This is a genomic window from Pontibacter liquoris, from assembly GCF_022758235.1.
GTDB lineage: Bacteria > Bacteroidota > Bacteroidia > Cytophagales > Hymenobacteraceae > Pontibacter > Pontibacter liquoris.
The window spans coordinates 2,809,098-2,828,703 of record NZ_JALEBG010000001.1; the positions used below are offsets into that span (position 1 = coordinate 2,809,098).

16 protein-coding genes are annotated in these 19,606 nt (G+C 53.5%); 6 read left to right on the forward strand and 10 right to left on the reverse strand.

The genetic code is table 11. The annotated features are described in order from the left end of the window. The first annotated feature begins 3 nt into the window (after positions 1-3). On the forward strand, positions 4-1,404 hold the full coding sequence (locus LWL52_RS11655) for an alkaline phosphatase family protein (protein WP_242919984.1): 1,401 nt from the start codon (positions 4-6) through the stop codon (positions 1,402-1,404). Between the two features lie 17 nt (positions 1,405-1,421). On the opposite strand, the gene LWL52_RS11660 is transcribed toward LWL52_RS11655, so the two are convergent. Together LWL52_RS11660 and LWL52_RS11665 are read right to left on the reverse strand one after the other, a co-directional pair. Continuing rightward, positions 1,422-1,841 carry a transmembrane 220 family protein gene (locus tag LWL52_RS11660; protein ID WP_242919986.1) on the reverse strand — a complete coding sequence of 140 codons (420 nt, stop codon included), beginning with the start codon at positions 1,839-1,841 and terminating at the stop codon, positions 1,422-1,424. A 298-nt stretch (positions 1,842-2,139) separates the two neighbouring features. Next, positions 2,140-3,834, reverse strand: coding sequence for an ArnT family glycosyltransferase (locus LWL52_RS11665; protein ID WP_242919988.1), 1,695 nt, complete (start codon positions 3,832-3,834; stop codon positions 2,140-2,142). Between the two features lie 181 nt (positions 3,835-4,015). Here LWL52_RS11665 and LWL52_RS11670 point away from each other — a divergent pair, with 181 nt between their 5' ends. After that, complete coding sequence (locus tag LWL52_RS11670) at positions 4,016-5,212, forward strand: MFS transporter (protein WP_242919990.1); 1,197 nt, start codon at positions 4,016-4,018, stop codon at positions 5,210-5,212. 66 nt (positions 5,213-5,278) lie between these two features. Here the strand turns inward: LWL52_RS11670 and LWL52_RS11675 are convergent, their stop codons facing one another. Continuing rightward, positions 5,279-6,346, reverse strand: coding sequence for a fatty acid desaturase family protein (locus LWL52_RS11675; protein WP_242919993.1), 1,068 nt, complete (start codon positions 6,344-6,346; stop codon positions 5,279-5,281). A 456-nt stretch (positions 6,347-6,802) separates the two neighbouring features. On the opposite strand from LWL52_RS11675, the gene LWL52_RS11680 reads away from it, so the two are divergent. Further along, on the forward strand, positions 6,803-7,633 hold the full coding sequence (locus LWL52_RS11680; protein ID WP_242919995.1) for an MBL fold metallo-hydrolase: 831 nt from the start codon (positions 6,803-6,805) through the stop codon (positions 7,631-7,633). Between the two features lie 134 nt (positions 7,634-7,767). Next, positions 7,768-8,301, forward strand: coding sequence for a DUF2911 domain-containing protein (locus LWL52_RS11685; RefSeq protein WP_242919997.1), 534 nt, complete (start codon positions 7,768-7,770; stop codon positions 8,299-8,301). A gap of 233 nt (positions 8,302-8,534) precedes the next feature. On the opposite strand, the gene LWL52_RS11690 is transcribed toward LWL52_RS11685, so the two are convergent. From LWL52_RS11690 to LWL52_RS11705, 4 genes are all read right to left on the reverse strand, one after another. After that, complete coding sequence (locus tag LWL52_RS11690) at positions 8,535-10,097, reverse strand: glycoside hydrolase 5 family protein (protein ID WP_242919999.1); 1,563 nt, start codon at positions 10,095-10,097, stop codon at positions 8,535-8,537. A gap of 218 nt (positions 10,098-10,315) precedes the next feature. Beyond that, entirely contained in the window at positions 10,316-11,536 is a 1,221-nt protein-coding gene (locus LWL52_RS11695; RefSeq protein WP_242920001.1) for a glycoside hydrolase family 1 protein, read from the reverse strand. An 88-nt stretch (positions 11,537-11,624) separates the two neighbouring features. Further along, positions 11,625-12,827 carry a UDP-galactopyranose mutase gene (gene glf, locus LWL52_RS11700; protein WP_242920003.1) on the reverse strand — a complete coding sequence of 401 codons (1,203 nt, stop codon included), beginning with the start codon at positions 12,825-12,827 and terminating at the stop codon, positions 11,625-11,627. Between the two features lie 6 nt (positions 12,828-12,833). Then, entirely contained in the window at positions 12,834-14,105 is a 1,272-nt protein-coding gene (locus tag LWL52_RS11705; protein WP_242920005.1) for a glycosyltransferase family 1 protein, read from the reverse strand. Between the two features lie 243 nt (positions 14,106-14,348). Between LWL52_RS11705 and LWL52_RS11710 the strand changes: the two genes are divergently transcribed. Further along, positions 14,349-15,098 (forward strand): DUF8091 domain-containing protein, encoded by a 750-nt coding sequence (locus LWL52_RS11710; protein WP_242920007.1) that lies wholly within the window; start codon positions 14,349-14,351, stop codon positions 15,096-15,098. 209 nt (positions 15,099-15,307) lie between these two features. On the opposite strand, the gene LWL52_RS20540 is transcribed toward LWL52_RS11710, so the two are convergent. Beyond that, positions 15,308-15,430 carry a hypothetical protein gene (locus LWL52_RS20540; protein ID WP_255749144.1) on the reverse strand — a complete coding sequence of 41 codons (123 nt, stop codon included), beginning with the start codon at positions 15,428-15,430 and terminating at the stop codon, positions 15,308-15,310. A gap of 80 nt (positions 15,431-15,510) precedes the next feature. On the opposite strand from LWL52_RS20540, the gene LWL52_RS11715 reads away from it, so the two are divergent. Then, a complete protein-coding gene (locus LWL52_RS11715) occupies positions 15,511-16,584 on the forward strand; it encodes an NADH:flavin oxidoreductase/NADH oxidase (protein WP_242920009.1) in 1,074 nt (357 codons plus the stop codon). 67 nt (positions 16,585-16,651) lie between these two features. On the opposite strand, the gene LWL52_RS11720 is transcribed toward LWL52_RS11715, so the two are convergent. Both LWL52_RS11720 and LWL52_RS11725 read right to left on the reverse strand, forming a co-directional pair. Next, positions 16,652-17,260, reverse strand: a complete 609-nt coding sequence (locus LWL52_RS11720) for a hypothetical protein (protein ID WP_242920011.1) — start codon at positions 17,258-17,260, stop codon at positions 16,652-16,654. Between the two features lie 70 nt (positions 17,261-17,330). Next, a complete protein-coding gene (locus LWL52_RS11725) occupies positions 17,331-19,481 on the reverse strand; it encodes an FUSC family membrane protein (RefSeq protein WP_242920013.1) in 2,151 nt (716 codons plus the stop codon). Positions 19,482-19,606 lie beyond the last annotated feature (125 nt).

Consider the following 19,606-nt stretch of genomic DNA (forward strand, 5'->3'; position numbering starts at 1 on the left):
AACATGCAGAAGACTGTTGTAATAGACGTTGTGGGGCTCACCCGATCCGTTTTGGGCGAACACACCCCGTTTTTAACCAAATGGACAGCGCAGGCCAAAGGAGCGCTGGTGCACCCGGTGGTGCCGGCTGTTACCTGCTCGGCCCATGCCACCTACCTTACGGGTAAATCGCCCGAAGAACATGGCATTGTGGGCAATGGCTGGTACTTTGAGGAGGAATGCGAAATCAAGTTCTGGCGCCAGTCCAACAAGCTGATCCATGCCGAGAAGATATGGGAAGTAGCCAAAGCGGCCGACCCGACATTTACCTGCGCCAATATGGGCTGGTGGTATAATATGTACTCCAAAGCAGATTACTCGCTCACGCCGCGCCCGCAGTACCTGGCCGATGGCCGCAAAATGCCCGACTGCTACACCCAGCCACCTGAGCTGCGCGACCGGCTGCAGGAGAAACTGGGCACGTTTCCGCTCTTCAGCTACTGGGGGCCTAAAACCACCATTAAGTCTAGCCAATGGATAGCCGAGGCTTCCAAGCTGACGGATGAGTGGTATGACCCGACCCTCACGCTCATTTACCTGCCGCACCTGGACTATAACCTGCAGCGCATTGGCCCCAAGGACCCGCGCATTGCCAAAGACCTACGCGAAATTGATGCCCTTTGCCAGGACCTGATCACCTTCTATGAGGCCAAAGGTGCCCAGGTGATCCTACTTTCGGAATACGGGATCTCGGAGGTGAGCAACCCTGTGCACCTGAACCGTGTGCTGCGGGAGCATGGCTACATTGCCGTGCGCGAAGAGCGGGGCACAGAGCTGCTGGATGCCGGCATCAGCCAGGCATTTGCAGTGGCCGACCACCAGGTGGCGCATGTGTATGTGAACGACAAAAGCAAACTAGCCGAAATAAAGCAGCTGCTACAGCAGTTGCCGGGCGTGCAGGAAGTGCTGGCAGGCGACGAGCGCAACAAGTATAAACTGGCACACGAGCGATGCGGCGACCTGGTGGCAGTGGCTGATAAGGATTCGTGGTTTACATACTACTTCTGGCTCGATGATGCCAAAGCCCCGGACTATGCCCGCATGGTGGACATCCATAAAAAGCCCGGTTACGACCCTGTAGAACTGTTTACCAACCCTGATATCAAGTTCCTGGTGCCGCTGGTGGCAGGCAAAGTGCTGAAGAAAAAGCTGGGTTTCCGGATGGTGATGGATATTATTCCGCTGAATGCCAAACTTGTGAAAGGCTCGCATGGCCGTGTGCCGGAAAATAATAGCGAATGGCCGGTGCTTTATAGCAAGGGGCCCGGGCAGCTGCCGCAGGAAATAGCCGCTACCGATGTGTTCTCGGTTATACTGGCACACCTGCGCCCTGCTACCGTGAATATGCCGCAGCAGGCTTCTTAAACTTACAAAGGCAGTAGCTACTGGGCTACTGCCTTTGTTTTATCTTTTGTGTTGACTGGTGTTGCCGCTTTACGCTTCTGATAAAAAGCCGCTGCTACGGCAATGAGCATCACCACGGTCACGATCAGCTCGCCGAATGACTCGCGGGCCAGCTCCATCGAATACGTCTTCATCGACAGGTCTCTTTGCAGCAATTCCTGCTTTATCCAGTCGGAAACCGAGCTGGGGTATTTATACACGAATCCTACAAAACAAAAGAGCGCCTCTGCCAGCAGCAACGGAATATTATACTTCCCGAAGGCAGCCATGCCTACCAGCACGGTAGCAGCACCATACACCGAAACCCAGAACCAGGCATCGGGGTCGTTGAACTGCCAGTAAGTGAAGAGCACAAACATGAAAAAGCAGAAGCCGAAAAAAATGCGGAGGATCTTCATCTGAGTTGATTTTATACTGTTTCTGGTTACGTTCTGCTAAGATACTTAATCACACTTTATATTGATAGGGTTCGGAGGAAAGGCTGCTATACTTTTCTGGATGTTAAGCTGTTTTCTATGGATTTATACGCAGCTCTACCCTACCGGGGTGCTCTCGATCAGCGAAATCCCCGCAAATAAAACAGTATTGCCAGTCCAGGTTCATTACTATTCCGGACAAGTATAGCTTCCCTTTTAAAGCAGATTTTTACCGGCACCTTCGGATGAGCTGTTTTAAGGCGCTTCAGGCGGCTAAGCTCTATTCCTGCTTGCTTGTCTGTAGCCGGCGCGGGGATCTGGCAGGGACTGGTTTGGAGAGAATATGCAGGTAATAGCGTTGTCCGGGCTCTTTCGGGTTATACGTGTAGGAAGCCAGTGCCTGCACCCGGATGCTATCGGAGGGGGCTTGTGCCTGCGTGAGGCGCTCGGTGGCAAATACTACGGCTGGTAGAGTGCTGGGCAATTGCAGGCGGTTGTTTAGTATTCTGAGCGTATCTACCGGTTTGCCTACCTCCCAGATATACTTGGGGTTCATGCCCCCAACAGCATAAAAATCTAGGTTTCTGATCGCTTTTTTCTGGCGCACCTGCTGCAGGGTGGTCGTGCTGCCCGGCGGAAAAGTAGCGGCCTCAAAATTGGGAATGATCACGAGCAGCGCCAGCGTGTGTAGGGCTACAGCGGCCATTAAAAAGCGTAGCAGCTGGCGGGTTCTGGCAAAGTATAACACCGCGATGCCTGCCAACCCTCCGGCCACGGTAACTCCCAGTAAATGCAGGCCACTACCCGCGCCTGTTTTCAAAACAAACAGGTAATACCCCACGGGCAACCCGAAGGCCACCGCGGCCAACAGCAGTGCAGTGGTCAGAACAAGTCCGCGGTCCAGCCGGGTAGCGGTGCCGGAGCTAAAACTGTCGAGCAGGTAGCGGACATAACAAGCCGTTAGCAGGGCCAGCGGCACCATGGCGGGTAGCAGGTAGCGTTCTTTTTTCTCGGGCAGCAGCGAGAGCAGCAAAACAGTAAGCAGCACCCAAAGCACCACAAATTTATACCTGCCATAGCGTTGTATCTGCTGCCGGGCCTGGGGCAGCACCAAGCCGGCCGCTGCCAATAGCGCCCAGATGCCCGACTGCACCGGAAAGCTCCAGTAGTACCACAAGGGCTGCACATGGCGGTTCACCCAGGCTTGTCCTTCGTTCTGCACGGTAAGGGCAAGACTCTCGGGGGCGGCCAGGTAGATGTATAACGGCCAGGTCACGCTCACCGCCACGCAAACCAGCACCAGTAACACCACCCCCCGCCAGTGATCATACCTGAGGCCATACCCATAGCTGTAACTCACCAGAAAAGGCACCAGCAAGGTATAGAATGCCACAGGGCCCTTGCTTATAAAAGAGCATCCCAGCAGCAGGCCCGCTCCTATAAACCATCCATACGCCGCTTTCTTTTGCTGCCAGCCGGTTACCATCAGCCAGAGCGCCCCCACCATAAAGCTGTGGCAGTAAATATCCCAGGTGCCCTGCCGGCCAATATTGATTAACAACCAGGAAGTAGCCAGGATGAGGGTAGCCAGGAACGGTAGCAGCTTGTCGGTGGTAAGCCGCCGCACCAGGGCATAGAAAAAGAAAACGAGCAGACTACTCATCAGCGCAGCAGGAAGTCGCAAAGCAGCCAGGTTTTCGATGTTGCCGGCGGCCAGTCCTGCCCAAGCCGTCAGCCAGGTAGGCAGCGGTGGTTTGGCAAGCCGCACGTAGCCGTTCATGGTAGGCACCAGCCAGTTGCCGTGGCCCACCATTTCGCGGGCTGTGATAAAGTTGCGCGCCTCCATCAGACTCGGCTCCAGGGAGCCCAGGTTCACAAAATAGGTCAGCGACAAAACAAGCGCCAAAAGGACAATCTGCCACCTGGTCTCCCACAGCCAGCCCGGGGTGTTTGTCCGCTCGTTGATACTTTCCATAGCGTTATTAAATGCCCTATTTTATCCCCCTTAAGTTAACAACTAAACCTATACTTGCCTGAGGTTTATACTTGTACGGGTAAACGCATCCCTGCAACTCTTATCCTTAAACGTAGTATAGCAAACGTTATACTAGCCCGCGCGGGCGGGTACAGCGTGCCCACTTTTGAGCAAGAGCCGCATGAAGCAGAAGATAATTACCCGAACCGTGTGGGTGCTTTCCATGGTCAGCCTGTTTGCTGACGTGGCGAGCGAAATGCTGTACCCGGTGATGCCGGTATACCTCAAGAGCATTGGCTTTTCGGTGCTGCTGATCGGGGTACTGGAGGGCATGGCCGAGGCTACCGCCGGGTTAAGTAAGGGCTATTTCGGGAAGCTATCGGATAGCAAGGGGGTACGGTTGCCGTTTGTGCGCTGGGGCTACCTGCTGGCAGCCATTTCCAAACCGCTGCTGGCCTTATCCACGTACCCGCTCTGGGTTTTTGGGGCCCGCACCCTCGACAGGCTGGGCAAAGGCGTGCGCACCGGTGCCCGCGATGCCCTTTTATCCGAAGAAGCTACCCCGCAAACCAAAGCGCGCGTGTTCGGCCTTCACCGCAGCATGGATACCCTGGGCGCTGTGCTGGGGCCTGCGCTGGCACTGGTTTACTTATACTATGCCCCGGGGCAGTACCAGCCGCTGTTTTTTATCGCCTTTGTGCCGGGCCTAGTTGCCGTGGGCCTCATCTACCTGCTGCGCGAGAAAAAAAAGCCCGCAGCGCCACAGGGCAGCAGCCGGTATAATTTCCTCTCATTTATGCATTACTGGGCCCAAAGCCCTGCCCTTTACCGGCGGCTGGTAACCGGGCTGCTGCTTTTTGCCTTGTTCAACAGCAGCGACTTTTTTTTGCTGCTCCGCATGAAGGAAGCCGGCCTGGACGATACGCAGGTGATCGGGGTGTATATTTTTTACAACCTGGTATATGCCCTTTTCTCGTACCCGCTGGGGATAGCTGCCGATAAATGGGGCCTTAAGAAAGTGTTGTTGACCGGCATCGGCCTGTTTGCTGTGGTGTATGCCGGCATGGCAGTGGCTCAGCACCTGTGGCTTTTCCTGGTGCTCTTTTTCCTGTATGGTATGTATGCGGCAGCCACCGAGGGCATCTCCAAAGCCTGGATCACCAACATCTGTGCGCCGCGGGATACGGCTACGGCAGTGGGCACGTACACGGCTTTTCAAAGTATAGCAACCTTGCTGGCCAGTTCTTTGGCTGGTTTTATATGGTACAGGTATGGCGCTACCGCCATCTTTGGCCTGGCGGCAGCCATGGCGGTGGTGGTGATCCTATACCTGGCCGTGGCCGCACGAGAGTTTCCGCGAGAAAGCGAACTCTCCTAAACGCCACATGCCCCGCTTTACCTAAGGTAAAACGGGGCATGTGGCTGGATTAACTTTACAGGTATGTTAAGCCTGGGAGAGTTGTTTTAAATGCGCTACATGCGAGGCTACGGCTAGGCGCATTTTCGGAAACTCCAGGTAAGGCACGTTGTAATCGGCGCAGGCTTGCTTGATGATCTTGCTCAGCTGCGGGTAATGGATGTGCGATATTTTCGGGAACAGGTGGTGCTCGATCTGGAAGTTCAGCCCGCCTACCAGCCAGGTGATCACCTTGTTATTGGGCGCAAAATTGGCTGTGGTGCGCAGCTGGTGCACAGCCCACTCATCTTCGAGGCGGTTGTGCGGCTGTTCGGCCACTGGAAAGTTCGTCTCCTCCAAAGTATGCGCCAGCTGAAACACAATGCTCATTACGAATCCCGTAAACACACCGTAAAGCAAGAACCCGATCAGCCAGGGCACAAAGCCGACCATTACAATAGGCAGGGCCACAAAGAAGGCCGCATGCACCGCTTTAAATACCCAGAAGGAAATATGGTTGGTGCGCGTCATCTTTTTCAGCGGCATGGAGCCTACTTTTTTGGTGAAGTATTTCTGGTAATCCGAAAAGAAAACCCAGAAAAAGAACAGCATGGAATAAGCAAGCCAGAAGTATAAATGCTGGTAGCGGTGAATGCCATAATGTTTCTGGCTTTCGCACAGGCGCAAAAACGGACGCGCATCGATATCATCGTCTACGCCATCGATGTTGGTAAAGGCATGGTGAATAATGTTGTGCTTGGTGTTCCACATAAACACATTGGCGCCCAGCACGTTCAGGGATAAACTGGCCACTTCGTTCAGGCGTTTGATCTTGCTGAAGCTGCCATGCGAACCATCATGCATCACGTTAAAACCCATAGCCGCTGTCAGGCCACCAAGGATGATACACTCCACCAGTGAGAGCCACACAGGCGGCGTAAAGAAAACAAGGTGAATGTAAACCAGCACCAGGCTGATAGATAAAATAGCAGCTTTTGTAAACAGTTTGTAGTTGCCTACCGGAGAGATCTGCTTCTCCTGGAAATAAGTGTTGACGCGGCGTTTTAGTTCGGCGTGAAATGAGTTTTGTTGTACAGCGAATTTAGGTGCAGCCATGCAGGAATAATATAAGATTACGTTCGGCTTATTAAACAACGCATACCGCCTTGCTTTTTAAACCGGGAACAAAGATAACACTAAAAATGGCACTGAGAATGACGGTAAGCCGGCAGTGCTATAAAAAATAACCTGAAACTCAGGTACCCGTTCCGTTTGTAGGCAGTGAACAGGCAAAATCCGTACCCCGATTCAGGAAAATGGAAATTACCTTCGGCTGGCCGGCGCCACGAGTATAAAAACAGGATGGCGCTAACCGTTCCGGTATGTGGCAGGAAACAGGTGCATGTATAACCCGAAAGCTGCCTGATTGTTGTATATTGATTTAAAGAAGCTGCAATTTATACTTGTGCTGCCAGGGCGGATTTGCTTTGCAGCCCTTGTCGAAGGGCGCAACAGGTTGCCGGCAGGCGCTGCCTACAATGGAACCGACTTAAAGATCAACTTTGGCTAAAAATGACACATGCTTTCCTGAAAAACCCGCAGCAGGCTGATATCTGCGCTACCTGCGGCACCCGCTACCCCGGGCGGCGCACCGCTGCGGATACGTGCCCCATCTGCCTCGATGAGCGCCAGTATATAGGCGACAACGGCCAGGTATGGACGAGCCTAGAGGACCTTGCCCGCAACCGAAGCATCCGCTTCGAGCGGCTGAGCGATAGCCTGCTTTCCTTGCAGGCGGTTCCCCACCTGGCGATCGGCCAGAAAGCGCACCTTATCCTCTCCCCATCCGGCAACATGCTCTGGGACTGCCTGCCGTTCCTCGATGAGCCCACTGTCGCCTACATCCGGTCACTGGGCGGCCTGAGAGCCATTGCTATTTCGCATCCGCATTATTACAGCCTGATGACTGACTGGGCCGACGTGTTCGACTGCCCCATCTACCTGCATGCAGCCGACCGCCAATGGGTGATGCACCCCAGCGAGCGCATTCATTTCTGGCAAAGTGAAACGATAGCGCTCTGGGATGATATGGCCCTGGTGCAGACAGGCGGACACTTTGCCGGCGCCACTATTTTGTATCACCCCCGGTTCGGTGAAAAAGGCGCACTGTTTACCGGCGACAGCATTTTTGTGGCCCGCGACCGGAAAAGCGTCTCGTTCATGTACAGCTACCCCAACATGATCCCACTTCCCAAAAAAGCTATCCTTCAGATTCAGGAGCGCGTGGCGCGCCTGCAGTATGACGCCATTTACGGTGCTTTTGAGGGGCAGATCATCCCAGACAACGCCAAGGAAGCCGTGCACCGCTCGCTGCTGCGGTACCTGGCCATTTTTGAGGCATAGCCAAAATCTGCTGGTATACGTATTCCTTTAAAGCTATTTGCCGTATTTAAGGAAAATTTATACTTTAAAGAAGCTAATTACGTTATCTAACCTGATTTTAAGCTTATTGTACCCATTTAATTAAACCTGAATTTATGAAAAGAACACACGTATTCACCTCGCTTGCCCTCCTGTTTTGCCTGCTCCTATCCGTGACTAGCTGGGCCCAGAAACAAGAAGATAAATCAAAGCGACCAAGTCCGCCGGCTACTGCCACAGGTAAAATAGGCGATGCCACTGTAACGGTGAACTATAGCAGCCCCAGCGTAAAAGGACGCAAGATTTGGGGCGAGCTCGTACCCTATGACCAGGTATGGCGTGCCGGAGCCAACGAGTCCACCACGGTGGAATTCAGCAAAGATGTGATGGTGGAAGGCAAGCCGCTGCCTGCCGGCAAGTATAGCTTCTTCACCATCCCGGGGGAGAATCAGTGGACGGTAATCTTCAATAAAGTGAACGACAAATGGGGCACCGAATACGATGAAAAGCAGGACGCCCTGCGCGTGATGGTAACACCCGCCAAAGCCAAGACCATGAACGAGCGCCTCAAGTATGAGGTGACGCCAAAAGGCCTGGTGCTCCGCTGGGAAAACATGGAAGTGCCGGTAGCTATACAACCTGCCTCTTAAGTACCTGATAAAAATAAAACCAAAGCGCCGCCGGAATCCAATTTCCGGCGGCGCTTTGGTTTTAAAGCAGCTGGTAAAAGCCTATAGGGCGCAGGCACAGTTCCCTGTATTCAGGGCCATACTACGGAAGCTGCTTCCCTGAAAAAGATGATTTAGTATATATACCTTTCCTTTCCCTGCTTTCGTGTTTGGCCTGGTAGTGCACCTCTTGCCTGCAAGTTCAGTAAAAGAGCTTATACTTGCTGGCGCACAGCCAGCGCCACATCGGCGCCAACTTCTGGTAGCTGCAGCGTCAGGTCGCCGGCTGTTTGCTGCGTTACCTCCTGGCTGGCAAGTTGCATTCCGTGCAGTGTATCCCAGGTGATAACGCTATACTTGCCGGCTGCCATGCCCGGAATGGTGATTGAAATGGGCAAAGCTGGCGCCTCCCGGTTTATTACCAACCGGCGCTCCCGCTTTTGCATCGCATCCTGCCGCAGCAGCCAGACAATGGCCTGCCGGGCATCGGCACAGGCAAAAGCGGCAAAGCTGGGTGTACTCATGCTTACTTCCTCGTTCAGGTTTCTTCGGGCAAACTTTTTCCAGTCCAGCAACGCCACAAAACCGCCCATACTTTGCTGGGCAGCCCGCATGCCGTGCGTCAGGCAATGCGGATGCCGATTAGGCCAGCGCATACCGCCGCCTGCCCCCCCGGAGGCCAGGTGCGCCCACTGCATGTGCCGGAAATATTCGTCGTCGAAATACTCCGGTAACGTAACATGCCGGTCTTTGAAGGTATGGATCGGCCCGTGCTCACTGTCAAAGAACGGGCGTTTGCTGTCGAGGTGCTGTAATGCCTCGCGCACCAGCTTACCGGTGCTCAGGGCTGGTTTCACCGTATCATGGGGATGATTGATGGTAGCGGCATCATAAAAATGCGTACTGGCAAAATCCAGGTGGGCGTGCCGGAAGATCACATCGGCCACTTCGGGCCGCTCGTCTAGCACCGGGCCGTACAACGAAACCGTTTGGGGGTGGCTGCGGCCGTAGACGCGAAGCTCCGTTTCGCGCACATGTTCGCTCAGCTTTTTTATAAAATCATAGAAAGCCTCTGTGGAATTATTGCTGTGCGCGGGATGTATCTCGTTCCACAGATCCCAAGCAAACAAAACGCCACTGCCTCCCCAGCGTTCAATCACAAACGTAAACCGGTTTTTAAAGGCCTCCAGCGTATCGGGGCACAGCAGCCATTCGGAGCGTTTGCTGCAAGGCCCACCGTTTGCTTTGTTATAAGGGTGGTGTTTCCATTTGATCCACATCCAGAACGTATCCACGGGGGTGAGCAGGATGCGCAGGTTATACTTGCCGCAAAGTGCAAAAAGGTCGTCCCAGAGGCGCACCATGTTGGGCTGAAATTTGCCGGCAGGCCGCTCGAAATACCGGTTTTTGGTTTGCGCATACTCGAGCATAAAGCGCAGACACGTCACCCCGTGGCTCGCCAGCCAAGCCAAATGCCCTTCTACCTGCTCCATATCTTTACGCCGGAAAGCATTGGCAAAATCCGGCCACGTAATAGCATCGTTCTGCCCGATCGGCGTCCAGTTCTCTCCCTGCTCGGTTATAAAATAGGGTGCATCCGGTGCTACCTGTATCCAGGGAAGCGCTGCTGCGCAGCTGCCTGCCTGCCTGCTGCGTTTGCCTATACTTGTGACGGCAGTTGTTTTTTCTGACGGTATGAAACCGGCCGGCTGGCTATAGTCTAATTCTATTTGTGCTGTTTGTGCTTTGAAATCTTCTTTCTGCGTTTTGTATGCCATGCGTTAAGTCTGTGTTCTGAAGGGCTCCGGTCCTGGCTGCATAGAACCCGGACCGTAAAATTACCGCTTCTGCAAGAATGATCGAATAATTCATTTGAACGACATTGCTACAGGTTCCTTTTGCCGTTCGGTTATACTATAAGTTATACTAGAAAAGGTAGCAGCCTGAGGAAGTATATGCAACGCGTTTTAAGGCGCTTTTCTCGCTGCTTCCGGCCTCAGCTAAAATCGGTTTGGAGTATTTTACCGGAGGCTTCCACTTCCTGCAGCAATGCCTGGGCTTCGAGTAGCGCCTCTGCATAAGGTTTATGCAGCAGGCGCTGCGTCGTTTTACCGCGTCGTGGGGCAGCATCCCACAGGCCCGCGTTGTGCCAGGGTTGCAGATGGTCCCAGTCCGGACGATCAATGACAGGATACAGGCATATGCCCCACAAAGGCACGCCTGCCTGCAGGGCAGCAGCACATTGATCGGTTACAAACCGGATCCAGTTGGGGCGGTGCACCCCGGGATGACTTGTTTCAGCCAGCACCACAGGCTTTTGGTAACGCGCATGCACCTCCGCCAGCAAGCTGTGCAGCGGCCGCCACCGGGGGTCGTTATGCTCGTTTAGCCAGGGCAACCGAGTATGAGTGCCTGTCTCCCATTGATTGTTGTAATAATAGTTCAGCCCCAGAATATCCAGGTAATCGGGATTTCCACCAAGCTCCGGGCACATGCGGCCGCATAACATATCTGCGGCCTGGTACTGGAGCGCATGGGCCAGTTGTGCTTCTTCCTGCTCCCCGGCTGTAGCATGTAATGGCGGGACCACGTTTACCAACGGTTCTGTCGTCATGATCCGGACATTTGGGTCCAGTTCCCGCATCGCCGCTACGCCTTCAATATAAGCGCGCATCAGCCCATACTTTACCTCCCACCCATGCCCCACGCAATACGGCGAAGTGGCCCGCACATCACCGCCGAGCCAGGAAATAAAGCTCACTTCGTTGATGGGGGTAACAATAAGGATGTCGTCGGGATAGGCAGACCGGTAAAATTGCACGAACGCCCGGCACATGGCGGCAAAACGCCGCGCAAACAAGGGGTGCAACGGTGTCAGGTCGTCGGGGTAGCCAAAGTGGCACAGGTCCCATACCTGCTGCACGCCCAGGGCTTTTCCCTGTTCCAGCATATAGGCCACCGTAGTCCAGTCATACTGGTAGGGGCTTTTCTCTACCTGGCTCCAGCGAATTCCTTCCCGCACGGTTCCGATGTTGAAAGGCCGAAGCTTCCGGTAGTCCTGGCTGATCTTTTGCAGGTGGCCGGTGAGCGTCAGAAAATCTACCCTGTTGCCGAAAGCGTTGAGTTTATCCGTACACTCAAAGCCGCCCATCCAAAACGTTTTAAACGGACTCTCCTGCAAGGCCTGGTAACCCGGTATCCTGGCTTTGTTTCCCATAAGCAAAAGTATGCATGATTTGCAGCCTGCTTTGCGGGCAGGCTGCAAATAAACTTACGCACGATCAGAAACCAACACTCCCTAAAGCTTAACCGATCTCTGACCCAATGTTCTCGAGTGTTACACCATTCGGATTCAGTTTAACTTTACCTCCGTTCAAAATAGTAGCTGTTTCTTCCTGCGCAGCTATTTTCTTGAATAACGTCAGCGCCTGCGCCACTACCTGGTCCATGTTATAGTATTTGTAGGTAGCCAGGCGGCCGGCAAAGTGTACGCCCGGGGTCTCTTCTGCCAGTTTTTTATACTTGTTGTAAATCAGGGCATTCTCCGGCTTTGGAACAGGATAATACGGGTCGCCTTCGGCCTGCGGGTACTCGTATACCACGCTGGTTTTATGGTGCTGTTGCCCGGTCAGGTACTTAAACTCCGTAACGCGGGTATAAGCATGCTCGTTGGGGAAGTTTACCACAGCGGTGGGCAGGTGCACTTCTTTCTCCAGGGTCTCGTGTCGGAACTCCAGCGAACGGTAGGGCAGCTTGCCATACTTGTAATCGAAGAATTCGTCCACAGGGCCGGTAAAGATCATTTCCCGAAAAGGCACCATGTCCATGATCTCGTGGTAGTCGGTATTGAGCATGATCTTGATGTTGGGATGGTCCAGCATCTTCTCGAACATACTGGTATAGCCGTGCAGCGGCATGGCCTGGTAGGTGTCAGTAAAATAACGATCATCGCGGTTGGTGCGCACCGGCACCCGCGAGGTCACGGACTTATCGAGTTCGGATGGGTCCATGCCCCATTGCTTGCGGGTATAATTGCGGAAGAATTTCTCGTAGAGTTCCCGCCCCACTTTGCTCACCACCACATCTTCCGACGTCTGCACGGTGGGTACCTCCTCGGCCACCGATTTAAAGAAGTTATCGACATCAAAGGAAGTCAGGTTAAGGCCGTAGAGTTTGTTGATGGTATCCAGGTTGATGGGCATAGGCACCAGCTGGCCGTCTACGCTGGCCAGTACGCGGTGCTCGTACGGCCGCCATGCGGTAAAGTGCGACAGGTAATCGAACACGTCCCTGGAATTGGTATGGAAAATATGCGGGCCATACTTGTGCACCAGGATTCCTTCTTCATTGTAATGATCAAAGGCATTGCCGGCAATGTGCGGCCGTTTATCAATAATGAGCACTTTCTTGTTTAACTGCGTTGCCAGTCGTTCGGCAATCACACTTCCTGCAAAGCCTGCGCCTACAATCAGGTAATCGAACATCGTATACTTCTTCTCTGCTTTCATTTATCTCTATCCCCTCTTCTGCTGTGACTTTTGCTGTAATGTTTCGTTCATGATTGCTACCATCTGGCGCCAGGTCTGGTCCCAGGACATGTTGGCCAGGAAAGCGTCCACCTGCCGGTGCCAGTTCTTATCTTCGGCCTGCGCCAGGGCCTTTTCTATTCCCGCCACAAACGCTTCGGGCGTATGGGCAATATGCACCAGGTTCTGCTCGCCATAGGGCCGCACCACATCCTGAATAGCGGTAGACACCACCGGCTTTCCGGCTGCCAGGTATTCAGGTGTTTTGGTGGGGCTGATAAAGCGGGTCGATTCGTTAATGGCAAAGGGCAGCAGGGCTACATCCCATCCGCTCAGATAAGCAGGCAGCTCATCGTAAGTTTTGCCACCTAAATAATGGATGTTCTCGCGTTTTGGAAGCGATGCCGGATCGATCTTCACCACCGGGCCAATTATGACCAGCTGCCACTCCGGGTGGGCATCGGCTACAAAAGCCAGCAGGTCGATGTCCATGCGTTCGTCAATCACCCCAAAAAAGCCCATGCGGGGCAGCGGAATAGTTGCCTGGTCGGCAGGTGCCGGCTGCTTTGCTTTAGCTTTGCCAAAATGGGCTTTGTCGATGCTGCTCGGGAAGGCGTAAACCTGCTCGTGCTGCTCCTTTTTAACTTCATACAAGCTCTGGCCCCCGGTAAACACCAGGTCGGCTTTCTGAAACAACTTTGCTTCCAGCTCTTTCAGGCGCGTCGGGGCAAATTTAAAGGCCGCCAGTTCATCCATGCAGTCATACACCGTGAGCACCGGGTTAAAGTCTTCGGAAAAACCGAGCGCCATAGGCGTATAGTACCAGAACAGGTATTCCTCTATCTTATGTGTGTTCAGCAGCCCGGCCAGCAGCATTTTCTGCGCCTGCTCTATTTGCTCCGGGCTAAGGCCGTGCGGCAGATGGGGTGTAACGATCTGCAGCAGCTCGGACTTTTTCTCGTAGTGCAGGTAGTGCTCCGGTGAATTAGTATAAATTGGTTCTTCCACAAAAAAGAGCCTTCCTAAGCGGGCAAACCGCGAAAGCAGGTGCTGTGGCCGCTGGTACACAAAATTCCAGCGCAAATGTGAAAGGCACACCACATCGGGCATGTTTTCCCAAATGCTTGCGGCAAGCGGAATTGCAATACTTTCTTTATCTTTTTTTGTATTTTCTACCTCTAAATAAGGCGATGCATACATCTGGGTACCTGTTTCTTCTGTCTCCTCTGATACACGGGGTTGCGCGTTTGTTTTTAGCATGGGTTAATATTTTAGAAGTAGATGCTTTGCAACACAAGGCAAACGTTGCTGCGGCTTTATGGTCCATGTACATACGTAATATGGCCTTAGGCAGTTAAAGTATAAACACGGATTTAGCACTAGGTATATATACTTGTATACCTGTATTTTGTGTGACCGATGGCTGCGCAGAACCACAGCACAGCGGCCGGACCTCACTTTTCAACTGCCGTTGCCTATCTTTGCATTTGCAAAAACATGATAATGGGCAGCGGAGAACAAGAAACAGCCTCGGCAGAGGGCAACGGCATCGGTTTACAGAATGAGCGCTCGCTGCATGCAGGCATCAAGCAATGGTATGCCTTACCGGGCGATAAGTTTGAAGTGCCTCTCAGTACCTTTGTAATCGATCTGGTGCGGGGCACGCAGCTCGTCGAGATACAGACGCGCAACTTTACCGCCATCCGTGGAAAGCTAAAAGCGTTGCTGCAAAGCCATAAAGTGCATTTGCTGCATCCTGTTACAGCCGAAAAGTGGGTGGTGCAGGTAGACCGTTCCGGTAACAAGGTGCTGAGTCGGCGCAAGTCACCGTTCAGGGGCAACCTGACCGACGTTTTTGAAGAGCTGGTGCGCCTGCCCGAACTGCTGCTGCAGGAGAACTTCACGTTTGAGGTACTCTATATTAAGGAGGAGGAGGTGCGCTGCCGCGACGGCAAAGGGAGCAAACACCGCAAGCGTGAAAGTATAAAAGACCGCCGCCTGGTAGAAGTGGTGGAAACAATCCGGTTTAACAGCCCCGCAGATTTCATGCGCTTTTTGCCGCCCACGCTGCCCCGGCCGTTTTCGAACAAAGACCTGGCCCATGCCCTGCAATTGCCCCTGCACCGCTGCCGCCAGATCACGTATTGCCTCCGGAAAATGGAAACGATAACGGTAGCCGGCAAAAAGGTGAACGAGCTGCTTTTCCAAATAGCCGCTGAGCCCGGCAAAGAAGCTTGCTCGCCCATTTCCTAAGGCTTTCCTAAAAAAAGACTAGCAGAAGTTAAACAAGCACCCAATCGTTTAACAACCGCTAGCCTTTCACCTAAAGTTTTCACCTTATAGCTACCTATACGCCAGGCCTGCAACGGGGTAGTCCCTAATTACCGTAAACCCGTATTTACACACTGTTTATACTACTTTGTACGGAGAGGGCCTCTTTTAACGCAAAAAGGCCACAACGGCTAGCTTTCCTTCGGATCGTTCCGATGGCTATACTTTAAAACAATTTTGCCGGTAGCGGGGTTAGTTGAGGCCAGGCTGAATTTCGCACCCTGCTTTGCCAGGCACCGTACACCCAATCTCATGGCGTACTTAAGTTTAATATGCCTATTTGCAAACACAGCCAGCAGGTGCAATTCTGCCGGTTAATCAAACTACATCTAAAATGGCACGACTCTTTGAACCGCTAAAACTCCGAAGTATAACTTTAAAGAACCGCATCTCTGTTTCGCCTATGTGCATGTACAGCAGCGTTGACGGCTTTGCCACCGACTGGCATTTGGTGCACCTGGGAAGCAGAGCCGTGGGCGGGGCGGGACTTGTGCTCTCAGAGGCTGCTGCTGTGTCGCCTGAAGGGCGCATTACCCCTGATGACCTGGGCATCTGGAAAGAGGAGCACATCCCGATGCTCCAACGCATTACGGCGTTTATCTCGGCCCAGGACGCTGTGCCGGGCATTCAGCTGGCCCATGCCGGCCGGAAAGCCAGCCACCGCAGCCCCTGGAAAGGCGGAGCCGCCATACCTGCCGACCAGGAAGGCGGCTGGCAAACAGTGGCTCCGAGTGCAGTTTCTTTTCAGGATTCCGAGCCCGCCCCTGCCGAACTGACGCTGGAAGGAATACAGAAAGTGATCACCGATTTTGAGAAGGCAGCCATGCGAGCCCTGGAAGCCGGCTATAAAGTAATTGAGCTGCATGCGGCCCACGGTTACCTCCTGCATGAGTTTATGTCGCCGCTCAGCAACTTTCGCACTGATCACTATGGGGGCTCTTTCGAAAACCGCATCCGGCTGGTAGTAGAGATAACCGAGCGGGTGCGCCAAGTATGGCCGCAGGACTATCCGCTGCTGGTGCGCATTTCGGCAACCGACTGGACGGAAGGCGGCTGGACAGAGGACGATTCTGTGGCGCTGGCCACGATCCTGCAGGACAAGGGCGTAGACCTGATCGACTGCTCCACGGGGGGCAATGTGCCGAAAGCCGCTATTCCGGTGGGCCCCGGCTACCAGGTACGGTTTGCAGAAAGTATACGCCGCAAGACCCGCCTGCTCACCGGCGCTGTCGGCATGATCACGACCCCGCAACAAGCCGAGCATATCATTGCCAGCGGGCAAGCAGACCTGGTGTTGCTGGCCAGAGAGCTGCTGCGCGATCCTTATTTCCCGCTGCATGCAGCCCGAGAATTAGGTGCGGATATAGCCTGGCCACCGCAGTATGAACGGGCCAAACCCCGTCAGTAAGAAAAATCCCCTGCCCATATTTCATAATGGGCAGGGGATTCTTTCTTACTGCTTTGCGATACAGCTCTTAGTATAATGGTTCCAGCTGCCGGCTGATGTCGGTGCCGGCTTTCACCAGAAAGGCATCGTAATACCCTTGTTCCTTGCCCACGGCAACATGTATAAACATTTCTGCCGGTTGCAGCCAATCGCTGAGTTGGGGGCTTTCGCCACTGGAAAGAAATTCCGTGATACTCTCTTCCCGGCCGTTTTGTAAGCCAAAGAAACTTACCTGGGACGAAAAGTCGCCAAACATATCTTCCGGAAGTTCCTTTAATTGGCGGGGTGACGAGAGCCGGAACAACAGGCTCACGCCGGCGTCCGTTTCTGCGGCGGCAGGTTCAAACCCTTTGTCAATGCCCAATCCGGCAAAATCGTTGGCTACCACCTTATACGACCAGTTGGCGCGGGTCACTTTGTCCATAAAAGGTTTGGCCACCAGTTCGGGCGTATAACGCAGTAGGCAATAGGTAGTATGACTTTCCAGCAAACTACTGGCCCAGTCCAGGTAAGTATGCAGGCGTTGCTGTGCGCCATCATTTGGAGTGGCAGCAGGCGGAGGGGTTTCAGGTGCCCCTGACACCAGCTTGTAGCAAAACAAATTCCCTTCTCTATACTTTTTTACCTGCGCAGCCATTCCCTTTCAGTTATAATGCCCTATGCTGTTCCGTACGTAGGTCAGGTAAAAGCTGTTGGGTTCGGCTGGGCTAACGTGCCATACTGTCAGTGACCTTATATATATCGGTGCTCAGCTTTAGGATGAATTCCAGTTGCTCACGTAAGGCCGCATCGGCTACCTGCACGCGGGCGTTGCCCGGCTGCAGGGCAGCTACGGGCAGCTTTGCCAGCACATTGTCCGTAGCTTTAGGATCCAGTTTCCGCACGCCGTCATTCAGCGTGGCCAGTGCCCGCCTTACCGGCTTCAGGCTTTCGTTTACCAGAGTTACCTGGTTTCCCTCTTCTGTAACAGCGGTAGAGAGCGTGGCAATGTTGGAGGCTAAAATATAGTTCAACACCACAAACTTATGCACCTCCTTGCTGTAGCGCTGGGTGCGGCGGGGCTCGGAAACCATGCGCTGGAAGGCGCCGCCGAGGTTGGCCGCACTCACATATACCTCTTTGCGGGCCAGTTTATAGTCTGTTACGGTTACCTTTTCCCCGGCCAGGCTTTCGGCCAGTGTCAGCAGGTAATTCATATTCGCTTTCAGCATGGCTTGCACATAATCCTTGATTGTGTCTGCTTCCCAACTTGGAAAGATCAGATAGCTGGCAGCCAGCGCAATGGCTGACCCGATCAGGGTATCGACTACGCGCTCCTCTACCAGGGCCACGTGGCCGATGCCCAGAAAACTGAACAGGATAAGGATATAAGGCGTCATGAAAATAACGCTGATAATGTAATTAATGCGCATAAAGCTGTACGTGCCTACCATCAGGAGCAGCAGCAGCACAAACTGCACGGTTTTATCCGGAATAAAGGCCAGGATCAGAATACCGACGAAGCCTCCCACCAGCGTACCCACAATGCGCTGGTAATTGCGTTGCTTGGTGAGGCTGTAGCCTGGTTTCAGGATGACGATGATGGTGAGCAACACCCAATAGCTGTGGTGGCCATAGGCGATAAATTTGGTCACGATAAAGCCAAAGAGGCAAACAAGCGCCACCCGAACGGCATGCTTGAACACTGTGGAGCTAAACGTGAGGTTATCCCGGAATTTGCCCGGGTCAAACTTTTCGTGTGAGACAAAGCGCGTATACTCCACGTGGTTACTTCGGCGGGTCTGCGTGGCTGCATCCGGACTAAAATAGGCCTGGATGTCATGCAGGCGCTGCGTCAGGCTGCGGAGGTTTACCAATATTTTTTTGAGCACCAGCACGCTTCCCTCCTGCTCCTTTTCCTCCAGTTGGTCGATAGTGGTTTTCAGTTGCTCGAGTCCGGCACTCAGGTCCACACTTCTCCGGTAACGCGTATTCGACTGGATCGCTACGCCGGCATTGTCTAACTCGTCGGCCGTCTGCCTGATCAGGCGGGTGATCTGCTCCAGTACCCCGGTTCCCCCGAAACGCTCCCGAACCGAAGTATAATCGTAATGGCTGGCCGTTACCTGCTCATACAAATCCATGACATCAACAAAAGCCATCAGCAGCGTGCGGCTGGTAGTGGTCGATTCTTTGATGAGCTGGCGGCTTTTAAACATCACCTCCCGCACGGCATCTTGTTTCTCGCTCACCACTACCTGCTGGGCCACCTGCTTATTATAGCTTTGCTCCAGATCGGTGTCAGGCTCATAGATCATGGCCCGCAACCGCAGGAATTTGGCCACTTCGTGTATACACTCTCCGAGCGCCTGCTGCGCCTGCCGGTAGGGCCTTATCTGGAAAAACGATAGGCTGAGCACCATATACCAGAAGCCGCCCGCCAGTACAAGGGCGCTATAGCCGGGTACCTCGGCCGGCTCCAGGCGATTGTCCATCATCAGTACCATCACCAGCAGGGCCGCCGTTCCTATGGCCGCGGCCCTGTTGCCATAAACCACGAACATGGAAAAGAAGAAGCTAAGCAGGAGCACCTCCATACCCATCAGGTAAACATTTACGCGGACGTAGCCGGTCAGCAGCGCAGTGGCAAAAATAAACAAGTTGCAGTAGAGCATGCCGTTTCGCTTGTGCACCACCGGCCCCGGCGAGTCGACAATGCTGACGCACAGCGCGCCTAACGAAAGGGTAAGTCCCGTTTCAAAATCCCCTAACCAGGAAAAAAGCAGCGACGGGAGCAGGATACCCAGGGTAATGCGCAATCCGTCTGAAAAATAATGGCTGAAGAAGAAATATTGAATTTCCCGTGCCTTGTTGTTCATTCTGTTTGTTGTATTTGTGCCCGCATGCTGTTGTGCAGCACCCGGGAGATCAGTTAATTTAAGCTGCGGCCGCTGCAAGGGTTCATACCCGTTGCTTTTAGCTATACTTCCTGCGGCCTAAAAAG